13 protein-coding genes are annotated in these 14,516 nt (G+C 66.4%); 2 read left to right on the top strand and 11 right to left on the bottom strand.

The window, feature by feature from the left end:
- Positions 1 to 15 precede the first annotated feature (15 nt).
- Positions 16 to 699 (bottom strand): HAD family hydrolase, encoded by a 684-nt coding sequence (locus ABQF30_RS19975; protein ID WP_448466931.1) that lies wholly within the window; start codon positions 697 to 699, stop codon positions 16 to 18.
- A 77-nt stretch (positions 700 to 776) separates the two neighbouring features.
- On the opposite strand from ABQF30_RS19975, the gene ABQF30_RS19970 reads away from it, so the two are divergent.
- Positions 777 to 1,580, top strand: coding sequence for an SDR family oxidoreductase (locus ABQF30_RS19970; protein WP_448466929.1), 804 nt, complete (start codon positions 777 to 779; stop codon positions 1,578 to 1,580).
- 3 nt (positions 1,581 to 1,583) lie between these two features.
- On the opposite strand, the gene metH is transcribed toward ABQF30_RS19970, so the two are convergent.
- Positions 1,584 to 5,351, bottom strand: coding sequence for a methionine synthase (metH, locus tag ABQF30_RS19965; protein WP_448466927.1), 3,768 nt, complete (start codon positions 5,349 to 5,351; stop codon positions 1,584 to 1,586).
- 298 nt (positions 5,352 to 5,649) lie between these two features.
- Here metH and ABQF30_RS19960 point away from each other — a divergent pair, with 298 nt between their 5' ends.
- Positions 5,650 to 6,528 (top strand): PAC2 family protein, encoded by an 879-nt coding sequence (locus tag ABQF30_RS19960; RefSeq protein WP_448466925.1) that lies wholly within the window; start codon positions 5,650 to 5,652, stop codon positions 6,526 to 6,528.
- Positions 6,529 to 6,593: 65 nt separating this feature from the next.
- Here ABQF30_RS19960 and ABQF30_RS19955 read toward each other — a convergent pair whose 3' ends face one another.
- From ABQF30_RS19955 to ABQF30_RS19915, 9 genes are all read right to left on the bottom strand, one after another.
- Positions 6,594 to 8,033, bottom strand: coding sequence for a DUF1254 domain-containing protein (locus ABQF30_RS19955; protein WP_448466923.1), 1,440 nt, complete (start codon positions 8,031 to 8,033; stop codon positions 6,594 to 6,596).
- Positions 8,034 to 8,912, bottom strand: coding sequence for an SDR family oxidoreductase (locus tag ABQF30_RS19950; protein ID WP_448466921.1), 879 nt, complete (start codon positions 8,910 to 8,912; stop codon positions 8,034 to 8,036).
- Between the two features lie 26 nt (positions 8,913 to 8,938).
- Complete coding sequence (gene mshC, locus ABQF30_RS19945) at positions 8,939 to 10,177, bottom strand: cysteine--1-D-myo-inosityl 2-amino-2-deoxy-alpha-D-glucopyranoside ligase (protein WP_448466920.1); 1,239 nt, start codon at positions 10,175 to 10,177, stop codon at positions 8,939 to 8,941.
- A 106-nt stretch (positions 10,178 to 10,283) separates the two neighbouring features.
- A complete protein-coding gene (locus tag ABQF30_RS19940) occupies positions 10,284 to 11,045 on the bottom strand; it encodes a 3'(2'),5'-bisphosphate nucleotidase CysQ (protein ID WP_448466918.1) in 762 nt (253 codons plus the stop codon).
- Between the two features lie 61 nt (positions 11,046 to 11,106).
- Positions 11,107 to 11,934 (bottom strand): Rv2133c family protein, encoded by an 828-nt coding sequence (locus tag ABQF30_RS19935; protein ID WP_448466915.1) that lies wholly within the window; start codon positions 11,932 to 11,934, stop codon positions 11,107 to 11,109.
- Positions 11,918 to 12,505 carry an Rv2134c family protein gene (locus tag ABQF30_RS19930; RefSeq protein ID WP_448466913.1) on the bottom strand — a complete coding sequence of 196 codons (588 nt, stop codon included), beginning with the start codon at positions 12,503 to 12,505 and terminating at the stop codon, positions 11,918 to 11,920. The genes ABQF30_RS19935 and ABQF30_RS19930 overlap by 17 nt, the downstream gene beginning before the upstream one ends.
- Before the next feature lie 35 nt (positions 12,506 to 12,540).
- A complete protein-coding gene (locus tag ABQF30_RS19925) occupies positions 12,541 to 13,212 on the bottom strand; it encodes a histidine phosphatase family protein (protein ID WP_448466911.1) in 672 nt (223 codons plus the stop codon).
- A complete protein-coding gene (locus ABQF30_RS19920) occupies positions 13,209 to 14,039 on the bottom strand; it encodes an undecaprenyl-diphosphate phosphatase (protein WP_448467263.1) in 831 nt (276 codons plus the stop codon). The genes ABQF30_RS19925 and ABQF30_RS19920 overlap by 4 nt, the downstream gene beginning before the upstream one ends.
- A gap of 56 nt (positions 14,040 to 14,095) precedes the next feature.
- Entirely contained in the window at positions 14,096 to 14,407 is a 312-nt protein-coding gene (locus tag ABQF30_RS19915) for a hypothetical protein (protein WP_448466909.1), read from the bottom strand.
- Between the last annotated feature and the right edge of the window lie 109 nt (positions 14,408 to 14,516).

Here is a 14,516-nt window from a genome sequence, read left to right as displayed (position 1 = left end):
AATCACACGGCCGGATCAGGCCGTGCGTTCTCCGGCTTGCGAATTCAGTTGGTAGTACACCGCACGAAGGCCGGCCACGTCGAGATCCGTCAGCGAAGAAACGTGCCGGCGCAGCGGGCCTGCGGGTACCTCGACATCGTTGGGCACCACCAGCACGGGGCAACCCGCGGCTTCGGCCGACGCCGTCCCGGTCACCGAGTCCTCGACGGCAAGGCAGTGGGCGGCGGCTACTCCGAGCAGATCGGCGGCACGCAGATACGGATCAGGTGCCGGTTTGCCGTTTTTGACCTCGTCGCCGCACACGCTCACCGAAAAGTATTGCCGTCCAATGCTATTGAGCGCCCGCTCGGCGAGTTCCCGTCGGGTGTTGGTCACCAGGGCCATGGGAACCCCAGCCGCGGTCAGCCCATCGAGCATCTCCTGCGCGCCCGGCCGCCACGGCAGCCCCTGCTCGAAAAGCTCACCGGTGTAGTCGTGCAACCAATCGGCGGACTCGGCCATCGCGACGGGATCAGGGTCAAGTCCGATGTCGTCGTAAACGATGCGCATCACGGTTTCAGCCGAGCCACCCACCGTCGATTCGCGCACCTCGGGGGTGAGCACCGAGCCCATCCGCGCGTACAGCGCGTGCATTGAGATGTCCCAGAGCTTTTCGGAGTCGACGAGGGTGCCGTCCATGTCCCACAGCACCGCCAACATACCCACGATTCTGTCACGACGACCGAGCCCGAGTCACATCAGCAAACGCGTCGGGGCCGGCAGTTACCGTGGGACCTATGACAATTCTTGTGACCGGCGCCACCGGCAACATCGGCAGGCGCATCGTGGACCATCTGATCGATTTGGGCGCCAACGATATCCGGGCACTGACAAAAAATCCGGCCAGAGCAAAACTGCCGGCCGGTGTGAGGGTAATCACCGGTTACCTCGGCGATGTGGCGTCGCTGGACGGGGTGTTCGACGGTGTCGAGCGCATGTATCTGGCCCCGCTACCGACGACGCTTTCCGCGACTCTGGAACTCATCAAGGCTGCGCACGTCGAGTACGTCGTTGCCTTGTCCGGCGAGGCGCACTGGCAAGAGCACACGGATACGATCTCGGCTTCGGGGCTCGTCAGCACCCAACTCGGGCCAGGCGAATTCGTGGACAATTTCGCCATCTGGTCCGAACAGATCAAGGCGACCCGCGCCGTCCGGGACCCGTATCCCTCCGTAGTCGAGGCACCCATCTCGATGGACGACATCGCGAGAGTGGCGGCGACGCTGCTGGCCGCAGGCGACGATTCACACTTCGGGCAGATATACCCGATCACGGGGCCGCAGGCGCTCACCCGTGCCGAGATCGCTGCTCAGATCGGTGTCGGTATCGGCGTCGACGTGACGTTCGAACAATGCAGCAGAACGATCGCCGAGACAGCGCTTCGGCCCATCATGGGCGAGCAGGCGGTCTGGTATCTCGATGAGATCGAGGCCAGTGTCGGTCATCCACAGGAGGCCAATCAGCTCGTGGCCGAGCTGACCGGCACGCCGGCGACGTCCGTGGCGCAGTGGGCGGCGCAGAACGCCGAGCTGTTCCGCTAGGGCTCAGTCCTCGGGGTTGTAGCCGAGGTTCGGGGCAAGCCAGCGCTCGGCCTCCTTGAGGGTCCAGCCCTTGCGCCTCGCGTAGTCGGCGACCTGATCCTGGGCTATCCGGCCGACCACGAAGTACTGCGACTGCGGGTGCGAGAAGTACCAGCCGCTGACGGCGGCACCGGGCCACATCGCCATCGAATCGGTCAGCTCGATGCCGGTCCGCTGCTTCACGTCCATCAGCTCCCAGAGCGTCGCCTTCTCTGTGTGCTCAGGGCAGGCCGGGTAGCCGGGGGCAGGGCGGATTCCCACGTACTTCTCAGCGATGAGCGCTTCGTTGTCCAGCTGCTCGTCAGGCTGGAACCCCCAGAACTCCTTACGGACGCGTTGGTGCATCCGCTCGGCGAACGCCTCTGCCAGCCGGTCGGCGAGCGACTCCAGCAGGATCGCGTTGTAGTCGTCGTTGGCCGCCTTGAACTCCACGATCTTGTCCTGGCTGCCGAGCCCCGCGGTGACGGCGAAGGCGCCCACGTGGTCGGCCAGACCTGTTTCCTTTGGCGCGATGAAGTCGCCGAGGCTCCGGTTCGGGATACCGGCCCGGTGCTCGCCCTGCTGGCGCAGGTTGTGCAGTGTGGTCAGCACCTCGGTACGCGTCTCGTCGGTGTAGACCTCGATGTCGTCGCCGACCGCGTTCGCCGGGAAGAAGCCGATCACCCCGTTGGCAGTCAGCCACTTCTCCTTGATCAGGGTGTCGAGCATCTCCTGCGCGTCCTCGTACAGCTTGCGGGCAGTCTCACCCGACACTGGGTTGTTGAGGATGTCCGGGAACTTGCCCTTCATCTCCCAGGCGTTGAAGAACGGCTGCCAATCGATGTACTCGCGCAGTTCGGCGAGGTCGTAGTCGCGAAACTCCCGCGCGCCGAGACCCTGGGCCGGCACCGGCGGCGTGTAGCCCTCCCACTCGATCGGCGTCCGGTTCGCGCGGGCCTTCTCCAACGTCAGCATCGGCCGCTCGTTCTTCTGGGCATGCCGTTCGCGCAGGGACGCGTAATCCTTCTCGGTGGCCTCCAGCAGGGGACCCCGCTGCCTGTCGTCGAGGAGCGCGGCAGCGACCGGCACTGAACGGGAAGCGTCCTTGACCCAGACCACCGGTCCGCTACGACGCGGCGCCACCTTCACGGCAGTGTGAGCGCGCGACGTGGTCGCACCACCGATCAGCAGCGGGATCTCCAACCCCTGACGCTCCATCTCGGCGGCGAAGTTGACCATCTCGTCCAGGGACGGGGTGATCAGGCCGGACAACCCGACGATGTCGGCGTCGTGCTCCTTCACCGCGTCCAGGATCTTCTGGGCAGGCACCATCACACCGAGGTCGATCACCTCAAAGTTGTTGCACTGCAGCACGACCCCGACGATGTTCTTGCCGATGTCGTGGACGTCGCCCTTGACCGTCGCCATGATGATGGTGCCGTTGGTGTCCTTGGAGCCGGCCGTTCCGTTCTCTTCCTTCTCCGCCTCGATGTACGGCAGCAGGTACGCCACGGCCTTCTTCATCACCCGGGCCGACTTCACGACCTGCGGCAGGAACATCTTGCCGGAACCGAAGAGGTCACCGACGACGTTCATGCCGTCCATCAGCGGGCCCTCGATCACCTCGATCGGGCGACCGCCCGCGGCGGCGATCTCAGCCCGCAGTTCCTCGGTGTCGGCGTCGACATGGGCGTCGATGCCCTTGACCAGGGCGTGGGTGATCCGCTCGCGGACCGGCAGGCTGCGCCACTCGGCCGCGCCGGGCTCTCCCTCTTTTCCGACGCCTTCTCCTGAGTTGTTGAACCGTTCGGCGATTTCCAGCAGCCTCTCGGCCGCGTCCTCGCGACGGTTCAGGACGACGTCCTCGATGCGGTCCCGCAGCTCGGGGTCGATCGAGTCGTAGGGCACCAGCGCGCCGGCGTTGACGATGCCCATGTCCAGGCCGGCTTTGATGGCGTGGAACAGGAACACCGCGTGGATCGCCTCGCGGACCGGGTTGTTGCCCCGGAACGAGAACGACACGTTCGAGATGCCGCCGGAGATGTGCACCCCGGGCAGGTTCTCCTTGATCCAGGCGCAGGCCTCGATGAAGTCGATCCCGTACGTTGCGTGCTCCTCGATACCGGTTGCCAGCGCGAAGCAGTTCGGGTCGAAAATGATGTCCTCGGCCGGGAAGCCGACCTCTTCGGTGAGGATCCGGTAGGCGCGCCCGCAGATTTCCTTGCGGCGCTCCAGGTTGTCGGCCTGCCCCTGCTCGTCGAAGGCCATCACGACGACGGCGGCGCCGTACTTTCGGCACAGCCGCGCCTCGCGGATGAACTTCTCCTCGCCCTCCTTCATGGATATCGAGTTGACGATCGGCTTGCCCTGCACGTTCTTCAGGCCCGCCTCGATGACCTCCCACTTGGAGGAGTCGATCATCACCGGGACGCGGCTGATGTCGGGTTCGGACGCGATCAGCTTGGTGAACCGGTCCATCGCGGCGACGCCGTCGATCATGCCCTCGTCCATGTTGATGTCGATGACCTGTGCACCGACCTCGACCTGCTGCAGGGCGACCGACAGCGCGGTGTCGTAGTCCTCGGCCTTGATCAGGTTGCGGAACCGGGCGGAACCGGTGATGTTGGTGCGCTCACCGATGTTCACGAACAGCGAGTCGTCGGTGATGTTGAGCGGCTCCAGGCCGGCCAAACGCGTGGCCGCTTGACCTTCTGCGATCTCCGGCAGTTCGCGCGGCGGCTTGCCCTCGACGACCTTGGCGATCTCGGCGATGTGCGCCGGCGCCGTTCCGCAGCAACCACCGACAAGGTTGACCAGACCGGCCTCGGCGAAGTCGGCGATGTAGGAGGCCTGACGCTCCGGGGACTCGTCGTACTCGCCGAAGGCGTTGGGCAGCCCCGCGTTCGGGTAGCAGGAGACGAAAGTGTCCGCGATACGCGCCATCTCGGCGATGTAGGGCCTCATCTCCGGCGCGCCCAGGGCGCAGTTGAGGCCCACCGCGATCGGCTTCGCGTGCCTGATCGAATTCCAGAAGGCTTCGGTGACCTGACCGGACAACGTCCGCCCGGACGCATCGGTGATGGTGCCCGAGATGATCACCGGCCAGCGGCGTCCACGGTTTTCGAACAGCGTTTCCAGGGCGAACACCGCCGCCTTGGCGTTCAGCGAGTCGAAGATCGTCTCGACGATGATGAGGTCGGCACCACCGTCGACCAGGCCGTTGGCAGCTTCGAGGTAGGCGGCGACCAGCTGGTCATAGGAGACGTTGCGGGCTCCCGGATCGTTGACGTCCGGCGAGATCGACGCGGTCCGCGTCGTCGGCCCCAGCGCCCCGGCGACGTAGCGGGGCTTGGACGGGGTGCTGAACTCGTCGCAGGCCGCCCGCGCGAGTGCAGCGCCGGCGTAGTTCAGTTCGTAGCTCAGCTGCTCCATGCCGTAGTCGGAGAGCGATACTGCGTTCGCGTTGAACGTGTTGGTCTCGAGGATGTCCGCGCCCGCCTCGAGGTATTCGCGGTGGATCCCCTCGATGATCTGCGGCTGTGTCAGGTTGAGCAGGTCGTTGTTGCCGACCAGATCGCTCGGCCAGTCCTTGAACCGCTCGCCGCGGTAGCCGGCCTCGTCCGGCCGGTCCCGCTGGATCGCCGTGCCCATCGCACCGTCGATCACCATGATCCGCTGTCCGAGAGCGGCCGTCAGTTCGTCGGTGCAGTCGGGGCGGATGTTCGGCGCGAAGTTTGACGGGGCGGCGTTCACATGCGTTCCTTCCGTAACGGAAGGCGTCCTTGACTCTGCCGAGCGTGGCGGATACCGGGGATAACCCGGAACCGTTGCAACGCCTCTCGACCAGAAAAGTCTACGTCCTCACTTGATCGACGTCCGGACGCCCAGCTCATCGCCGCGACCGATCCTGAGCCACTCGGCGGTCGCGACAGTCACATCAACAGGGTAGTCCGCCTATTCAAGTCGCTTCTTCGCGCAAGCGGCTCATCGGACGGACCGACCCACCTGCACAACCGGCTCATCGCCACCATGCAGGGCTTACGCTGACAGTGTGACGCCGTCGTATCCGAACTCTCGCCGGCCTGCCGACCTGCCGGAACTCAAGGACGCGGTCATCGTGGCGGCCTTCGAGGGCTGGAACGACGCGGGCGATGCGGCCAGTGATGCGCTCGACCATCTGGATGCGATCTGGGAAGCCGAACCCATCGTCGAGATCGACGACGAGTCGTACTACGACTATCAGGTGAACCGGCCGGTGATCCGCCAGGTCGACGGCGTGACAAGGGAGCTGGTGTGGCCGTCGATGCGGATATCGCACTGCCGCCCGCCGGGCAGCAGCCGCGACGTGGTGCTCATGCACGGTGTCGAGCCCAATATGAGATGGCGGACGTTCTGCGCGGAATTGCTGGCCATCGCCGACAAGCTCAACGTGCAGACCGTCGTCATCCTCGGCGCGCTGCTGGCCGATACCCCGCATACCCGCCCCGTTCCGGTATCCGGTGCGGCGTACTCGGGGGATTCGGCGAAGATCTTCGGGTTGGAGGAGACCCGCTACGAAGGCCCCACCGGCATCGCCGGGGTGTTCCAGGACGCCTGCGTGCAGGCCGGTATACCCGCCGTGACGTTCTGGGCGGCGGTGCCGCACTACGTCTCGCAACCGCCCAACCCGAAGGCGACTGTGGCGCTGCTCCGCCGCGTCGAGGATGTGCTCGACGTGGAGGTGCCGCTCGCCGATCTGCCGACGGCGGCCGAGGAGTGGGAGGCGGCGGTCACCGAGATGACCGCTGAGGACGAGGAGATCGCCGATTACGTCGCCTCGCTCGAGGAGCGCGGGGACGCTGAGGTCGACATGCACGAGGTGCTCGGCAAGATCGACGGCGATGCGTTGGCTGCGGAGTTCGAGCGCTACCTGCGCCGCCGAGGCCGGTAGCGGCCGACAGACGGTACCGAGGCCGGTAGCGGCCGACAGACGGTACCGAGGCCGCTGAGAAGCCGCTAGACCCGTACCGGCTGCGGCGCCTTCCAGACCCCGTTGAGCGCATCCGGCTTCGGCCAGTACAGCCGCAGGACGAGCATGAACGGCCCCTCGGGCGCGGGCAGCCAGTTGGCTGCCTTGGCGGGGATTTCGACGCCCGGTGATTCGTTCTGGATCGTTAACGTGTAGCCCCCGTCAGGGTCCTGCACGAGGCTGGGCAGCATCTCGGAATTGATCAGATAGCGATTGATCGGATTCTCCACGAGCAAGCTGGCCGGCATCTCGTACATGGTCAGCGACCAGAACGAATTGACCGGCGGCAGCTGGTCGGGCGCAAACCGGAAGGTGTACTTGTTCTCACCGGTCAGGGAGGCGCCGGTGGAGTCGGTGGCGAAGACGGGATACAGCGCCTCGGCCGCGGTGTTGCCGTAGATGCCGAGCGCGGCGCCCGCCATCCGGTACAAGTAGTTGCCCTTGAGATCCTCGGCGGTGCCGAAGAATTGCGCTGAACCGATCTGGCCGGTGTCGACCTTGTCCTTCTTGAGCGTGTCGAATTCGGCCCAGGCGTCGGCCATCCCGTCCTCGATCGCCTTGCGGGTCTCGGGAGTCAGCCTGTCGGAGTCGAAATCGCCGTCCGGCCCGATGCCGATCGATGCGAAGCGTGCGCGCAGTTCCTCTTCGCCCGGCGGCGCGGGCGCGAACCGCAGCACGAAATTGAGGATCTCGAAGAACTGCGGCGAGGTCTTCTGCGCCTCCGGGGTCAGCGGCGGGACGAAATCGATCGGCGCGGCAGGCGGGGGTGACGGCTGCTTGAGGTACACCGACAACGGAGCCGCCTGGTACCCGGCCTGAATCTTCTTGACGCTCTCCAGATCCGACGGCCCGAACAGCTGGGTGCGATACAACACGAACGCCAGGTCGGTGGCTGACCGGATCACCTCGTTGATGCCCTCGGGCTTGTCCCCCTGCCAGCCCGGTCCGGCCAGGAGATACTTGCCGCCACCGTTGCCGGTGGTGCGGCTGCCGACGTAGGCGAAGTTGTGGGTGTAGCCGTCGACGAATTGAAGTGAGTAGTACCGATCCTGCTCGACGGGTGGAACAGTGAGCACCAGCGGCTCGGTGCGCAGGTCGGCGCCGACGAACGAGTACGGGGTGTCTGAGTTCGGCGTCTGGATCGCCCTGTCCTCGGGCGTGTAAACGCGGGCGCTGTTGTGGATCTCGTTCCAGCCGCCCTTGTACTCGGGGTCTTGCTTGTTGACGAAATACGCGTATTGCACCCGATAGTGGTCGACCATCGGGAAGCCGTAGACATAAGCCTCTTTCGCGATGGCGCGGACCTGATCGAGCGGCACCGCCTGCGCCGGTGCGGGGCCCGGCGGTGGCGCCGGCTCGGCCTCCCGGTTGGTGTCAGCACAGCCGGCCAGGCACGCCAGGACAAGCAGCACGGCAACGAAGCGCATCTACGGCTTCTCCAGCGCCTCTGTGCGGGCACTGGTCGAGCGGCCCAGCGCGGCGGCTTCTGCATCGAGCCTGGGCAACAAGTCGGGGGTGAACTTGCGGATGTCACGCTCACCGAGCGGCGTGGCCACCACCGGCCGGATCCAGCGGAACAGGCCGACCCAGTCCGGGCAGTAGATGCGGCTCTTGCGGCGCTCGATGCCTTTCACGAACGCCTCGCCGCACTTGGCCACCGTGGTGGTCCGCTTCAGCGGCCCCGGCATCTTGGCGAGCATTTCGCGGAACGTGGACAGGTCCGCCTTGGCGTCCTGCACCAACGGAGTGTCGATCCAACTCATGTGGGCAGAACCGACGTCGACGCCCAGATGGGCCACCTCGAGCCGCAGGGTGTTGGCGAAGTACTCGGCACCTGCCTTGGAAGCGTGATAGGCGGCCAGGCCGGGCGCGGAGGTGAACGCCGCCAGCGACGACACCACCAGCACATAGCCCCGGCGCTCGATCACCGACGGCAGTGCCGCGCGGACGGTGTTGAACACACCGATCACGTTGATGTCCATGACCCGCTTGAACGCCTCGGGGTCCACCTGCATGACCGAGCCGAAGCTGGCGATGCCGGCATTGGCCATCACCACGTCGATGCCGCCGAAGCGTTCGACGGCGGCGTCGACGGCCCGCTGCATGGCAGGCAGATCGCGTACATCGGCCAGGGCGGTCAGAACGTGCTCTTCACCGAGCTCGGCGGCCAGCGCGTTCAGCGGCGCCTCGTCGAGGTCGGTGAGGACCAGTTTGGCGCCCTTCTTCCGCAGCCGGCGGGCCACTTCCTCGCCTACCCCACGCGCGCCCCCGGTGATGAGGACGACCTTGCCGTCGATTGAGCTCATGGTCGCTTAACGTACCGGCGCGACTGTTACAGGTCCACACCGAGTAGGGCGTCGACGGCAGTGGCCACCAGCCGCGGCGCATCAGCGTCGTGCCCACCGTAGGAGAGCGCGTCGGTGCACCAACCGTCCAGTGCGGCAAGTGCTTTCGGAGTATCGAGGTCGTCGGCGAGGTAGTGTCGGACCCGGGCCAGCACATCGCCGGCGTCAGGTGCGGCAGGCAGGGCCGTGGCGGTGCGCCACCGTTGCAGCCGCGCGTTGGCCTCCTCGAGAACCGCCTCGCTCCAGAACCGGTCGGCCCGGTAGTGCCCGGCGAACAACCCGAGCCGCACCGCCGACGGATCAACCCCGTCGGCGCGCAACCGCGACACCAACACCAGGTTTCCGCGGCTCTTGCTCATCTTGTGCCCGTCCCAGCCGATCATGCCGGCGTGCACGTAATGGCGGGCGAAACGCCGCTCCCCCGTTACGGATTCAGCGTGGGCCGCGGAGAACTCGTGATGCGGGAAGATCAGGTCACTGCCGCCACCCTGGATGTCCAGACCGGTGCCGATCCGGGTCAGCGCGATCGCCGAACACTCCACATGCCAGCCGGGCCGACCCGGGCCGAACGGCGACGGCCAGCTGGGTTCGCCGGGCCGATGCGCCCGCCACAGCAATGCATCGAGTTCGTCGCTCTTGCCGGGCCGCTCGGGGTCACCGCCCCGCTCGCCGAACAACTTCAGCATCGTGTCGCGGTCGTAACCGGACTCGTACCCGAACTGGGTCGTGGCGTCGGCCCGGTAGTAGACGTCGGGATACTCGGGGTCGTCGACAACGTATGCGGCTCCCGACGCCAGCAGCTTCTCGACCACCTCGACCACCTCGGCGATGGCGTCGGTCGCGGCCACGTAGTCGTGCGGCGGCAGTACCCGCAGCGCGCTCATGTCCTCCCGGAACAGTTGCGTCTCCCGGTCGCCGAGATCACGCCAATCGATGCCGTCGCGTGCAGCCCGCTCGAACAACGGATCGTCGACGTCGGTGACGTTCTGCACGTAGTGCACAGTGTGCCCGGCGTCCAACCACAACCGGTGCACCAAGTCGAATGCCAGGTAAGTCGCGGCATGGCCCAGATGGGTGGCGTCGTACGGGGTGATCCCGCACACATACATGGTGGCGGTAGGCCCCGGCGAGACAGCGCGGACCTGCCGGTCGGCGCTGTCGTAGAGCCGCAGCTGCGGACCCCGCCCCGGCACCACCGGGATTGTCGGAGCCGACCACGATCGCATGACATCGACTCTAAGGTGCTCGCTCAGGACGGCCTCCCGCCGGTCGGTACCGCACAGTTCAGGTACACAGACAACGACGCGCGCCGATCCATTCCCGAACCCGTCATCACCGGGCCGCGCCGATCGCGTCGAGCAGGACCGGGGCCAGCTCCGAGCGGCACATCACGAAATCCGGTAGGTACGGGTCGGCACGGTTGTACCGCAGCTCCGAACCATCCAGCCGCGAGGCGTGCAGACCCGCGGCGAGCACCACCCCGGCGGGGGCCGCCGAATCCCACTCCCACTGACCGCCGGCGTGGATGTAGGCGTCGACATCGCCGCGGACCACCGCCATCGCCTTGGCGCCCGCCGATCCGATGCGCACCATCCGGAAGTCGAGCTGCTCACGCATGCGCCACAGCACCGGTGGGGGGCGATTGGAGCTCGCGGTGATCAGGATCGGTCCGTCACGTCTGGGCGGCGGCGGGGTGACGGTGTCGCTGCGATATACCTCGCCGCGGGCCGGAAGCCCCACCACAGCGTCCGAGAGACCGCCGTCGGGCCCTGCCGAGCGCTGCCACAACGCGATGTGCACCGCCCAGTCCGAACGTCCGGGCATGGAGAACTCCCGGGTGCCGTCGACCGGGTCGACGATCCACACCCGGTCGGCGTCGACGCGGGCGAGATCGTCGACAGCTTCCTCGCTGAGCACGGAATCGCCGGGCCGGGCCTGGGCCAACCGGGCCAGGATGAGGTCATTGGACCGGCGGTCGCCTTCGTCGCCGAGGTAGTACGGATCGTAGAAACCGATCTCCTCGCGCACGCCGATCAACAACTCACCGGCCTCCTTGGCCACTGCCGCGGCCAGGTCTGCGTCGGTGAGAGTCACTGAGCCAGTATCGGTGGCGGGCTTGTCCAGTGCCGGATCGGGGCAGGCCCAGCCGCACCCGCTAGAAGGCGGGCCACGGGATCGGTCGACGTCGGTCAGGCGTCGGCATCACGGGATTGTTCAGCAGCGCAACGATTCTGGATCTCAACGCGGCGATTTCACGTTCGGTGAGGTGCCCGCACAATTGCTCGCGCAGCCCGTCGGCGAATCCGTCCCGCAGTGCCGCGATGTCGGACAGGGTGTCGTCGTCGACGGGCTTGCCCGCCCAGCCCCAGAGCACGGTCCGCAGCTTGTCCTCGACATGCAGGCTCACGCCGTGGTCCACGCCGTAGACCTGCCCGTCGACGCCGGCCAGGACATGTCCGCCCTTGCGGTCGGCGTTGTTGATCAGCACGTCGAACACCGCCAGCCGGAACAACCGGGCGTCGTCGGCGTGCACCAGCGTCACCTCGTCGCCGTGGTAGTCGTAGGCCTGCAGGATCGGCAGAAAGCCCGGCGGAATATGACCCGCGGGCAACAGATCCACCAGATCCGGCCCGGCATCGGGTTCGTCGCCGACCTGATCCCCCGGTTGGTCGACCCACCGCTGCACCATGCCGGCTCCGGCCGGCCCGTCACGAATGATGGTGTAGGGCACGACGTTCCAGCCCAGTGCGGCGGAGATCAGGTAGGCGCCCCGCTCGCGGCCGGCCAGCGTGCCGTCCGGGAAGTCCCACAGCGGGGACTCGCCGGCCACCGGTTTGTACACGCAGTGCACCTGGCGCTCACCCAGATGCGCTTCGCACAGAAAAGTGGCGTTGCTGGCCGACCGGATCCGGCCGATCACCGTCAACTCACCGTTGTCCAGGACTTCGCGGTCGTCGGGGCCGCCGCTAGCCGTCGGCGTCATCTTCGGATTCGGCCGTCACACCGCGCCGGTAGCCGTTCGTGCGTACACAGATATGGCCGTCCGGATCGAGCGGCTCATCGCACAGCGGGCACGGCGGGCGCCCTGCCGAGATCACCCGGTTGGAGCGCGTCGCGAACTCTCTGGCCGATTCCGGCGTCAGGAACACTCGCACCGCATCAGGGCCCTCCTCGGCGTCGTCGAGCACCACGGAGGCATCGAACTCGCCCTCGGACACCGCGAGCAGTTCCACCACGATCGTCTGCGCTTCCGAGTCCCAACCCAGCCCCATGGTGCCGACCCGGAACTCGGCGTCCACCGGGGTGACGAGTGGCCGCAGATCCTCGATCTGCCCCGTCTCCGGCGGGATCGGCGTGCCGAACCGGCGGTTGATCTCGAGCAGCAGCGCGGCGATGCGCTCCGCGAGCACCGCGACCTGCTGCTTTTCCAGCACGACCGAGATCACCCGCTTGTCGTGAACAGCCTGCAGGTAGAAAGTCCGATTGCCGGGTTGGCCGACAGTCCCGGCAACAAAGCGGTCGGGCGTGCGGAAGACGTGAATTTCGCGGGCCATGGCACCTTCCAAAATACCGGTAGCCGCACCGCCGGTCAGTCGGTGGACCCGCCGACCACCGCATCCGACGCCGGTTTGGCGGCCAACCCGGCGCTCAATTGCGCACCGGTGTGGTTGATATGCATGACGAATGGCCGCACGTCTGTGTAACGGATCACACTGAGCGAGGCGGGATCCGCCGTGAGGCGTTGGAAGCCGTCGAGATGAATTCCCAGCGCGTCGGCCAGGACGGCTTTGATCACGTCACCGTGAGTGCAGGCCAGCCAGAGCACGTCGGCCCCATGCTCCTGCGCAAGTGCCCGGTCACGTTCGCGCACCGCCGCGACGGCACGCGCCTGCACCTGGGCCAGGCCTTCGCCGTCGGGGAACACGGCCGCGCTCGGCTGTTGCTGCACCACACTCCACAGTGGCTCCTTGACGAGTTCGGCGATCTTGCGGCCGGTCCAGGCCCCGTAGTCCACCTCGGTGAGCCGCTCGTCGGCGATGGGCTCCAGGCCCAGCGCGGCCGCCAGCGGTGCCACGGTGCGCTCACAGCGCAACAACGGCGACCGCACGATCGCGCGGATCGGCAGCTCTCCGATGCGCTCCACCACGGCGGCCGCCTGTTCGGCGCCCCTGTCGTCGAGGTCGACGCCCTCGGACCGACCAGCCAGGGTGTGCGCGGTGTTGGAGGTCGAGCGGCCGTGCCGCAGCAGGATCAAAGTCATATCGCCGATACCGTTCCGGTGCCCAGCAGGGCGAGCACCACCACACCGAGCACCACGCGGTACCCGACGAACCAATACATGCTGTGCGACACGAGAAATCGCAAGAACCAGGCGATCGCCGCGAACCCGACGACGAATGCGATGAGCGTCGACACGAGCAATTGGGCCCCACTGGCACTCATCCCCTCGCCGACCGGATGAAACGCGTCGGGCAATGAGAACAACCCGGAGGCGAAGACCGCGGGGATGGCCAGCAGGAAACCGAAACGTGCCGCCAGCGCACGGTCGACGCCGAGAAACAGCCCGGCGCTGATGGTCGCACCGGACCGCGAAACTCCCGGCACCAGCGCCAGACACTGCGCGAGTCCGACGGCGATGCTGTCGCGCCAGGTGAGTTGTTCGACATGGCGAGTCTGCCTGCCGAAGTGTTCTGCCGCCGCGATGACCGCCGAGAATACGATCAGGGCCGTTGCCACGAGCCACAAATTGCGTGCGCCCGTACGGATTTCGTCTTTGAAGAGCAGGCCGAACACCCCGATCGGGATGGTGCCGATGATGACGAACCAGCCGAGGCGGTAATCGGCATCGCGGCGCGCACGGTCGAACAGCCCGGTGCACCAAGCCTTTGCGATGCGGGCGATGTCCTTGGCGAAGTAGACGAGAACCGCGAACTCGGTGCCGAGCTGGGTGACCGCCGTGAACGAGGCACCGGCATCGTCATCGAAGAACACCCGCGAGGTGATGGCCAGATGCCCCGAGGACGACACCGGAAGAAACTCGGTGAGCCCCTGCACAATCGACAACACGATCACTTGGAGCCACGACATCGCCGGCACGTCAATCACGACGACGACCGTACCGTGGTGCGTCGGGGACGCTGCGCTCAGCGAGCGGTGCGCGATACCGAATGTGCGTCGGCAACCGCGTCACGCACGGTCGCCGAGAGGCTCCGTTCGTCGGTCAGGTCGATCTCGGTGAGTTTGCGGGCTGCGACCGCCACGACGTCCTCTTCGGCCGGCACCAGGCCGGACAACCGCGGGCGATACACCTCGATCATCAGCTGCTGGCGCTCGATGTGGAAAGAAAACGTGCGGCCATCACCAACCTGGCCAAATCCACTGGCGTGCACACCAGTGGAAATGTCCTCTATAGCAAACTCCTGGCTACCCAGTTCCCGGTCTGCGGCGAGGGTCATGGTCGAACCATACCTCCAGTTATGGCGAAGTGCTCGTATCCGCGGACTAATACCCGCCGTTACCGTGCATAAACTGGAACGCTGCCCCGTCCGAAAGCATCCGAACCGA

The sequence above is a fragment of the Mycolicibacterium sp. XJ870 genome, assembly GCF_053483975.1.
This window is presented reverse-complemented; position numbering and strand designations above follow the sequence as displayed.

Bases quoted from the DNA above. Each gene is read 5' to 3' on its own strand.
- ABQF30_RS19955 (WP_448466923.1), bottom strand. From the start codon at position 8,033: ATGCGCTTCGTTGCCGTGCTGCTTGTCCTGGCGTGCCTGGCCGGCTGT.
- ABQF30_RS19975 (WP_448466931.1), bottom strand. From the start codon at position 699: ATGTTGGCGGTGCTGTGGGACATGGACGGCACCCTCGTCGACTCCGAA.
- ABQF30_RS19925 (WP_448466911.1), bottom strand. From the start codon at position 13,212: ATGACTTTGATCCTGCTGCGGCACGGCCGCTCGACCTCCAACACCGCG.
- ABQF30_RS19920 (WP_448467263.1), bottom strand. From the start codon at position 14,039: ATGTCGTGGCTCCAAGTGATCGTGTTGTCGATTGTGCAGGGGCTCACC.
- ABQF30_RS19970 (WP_448466929.1), top strand. From the start codon at position 777: ATGACAATTCTTGTGACCGGCGCCACCGGCAACATCGGCAGGCGCATC.
- mshC (WP_448466920.1), bottom strand. From the start codon at position 10,177: ATGCGATCGTGGTCGGCTCCGACAATCCCGGTGGTGCCGGGGCGGGGT.
- ABQF30_RS19915 (WP_448466909.1), bottom strand. From the start codon at position 14,407: ATGACCCTCGCCGCAGACCGGGAACTGGGTAGCCAGGAGTTTGCTATA.
- ABQF30_RS19930 (WP_448466913.1), bottom strand. From the start codon at position 12,505: ATGGCCCGCGAAATTCACGTCTTCCGCACGCCCGACCGCTTTGTTGCC.
- ABQF30_RS19935 (WP_448466915.1), bottom strand. From the start codon at position 11,934: ATGACGCCGACGGCTAGCGGCGGCCCCGACGACCGCGAAGTCCTGGAC.
- ABQF30_RS19950 (WP_448466921.1), bottom strand. From the start codon at position 8,912: ATGAGCTCAATCGACGGCAAGGTCGTCCTCATCACCGGGGGCGCGCGT.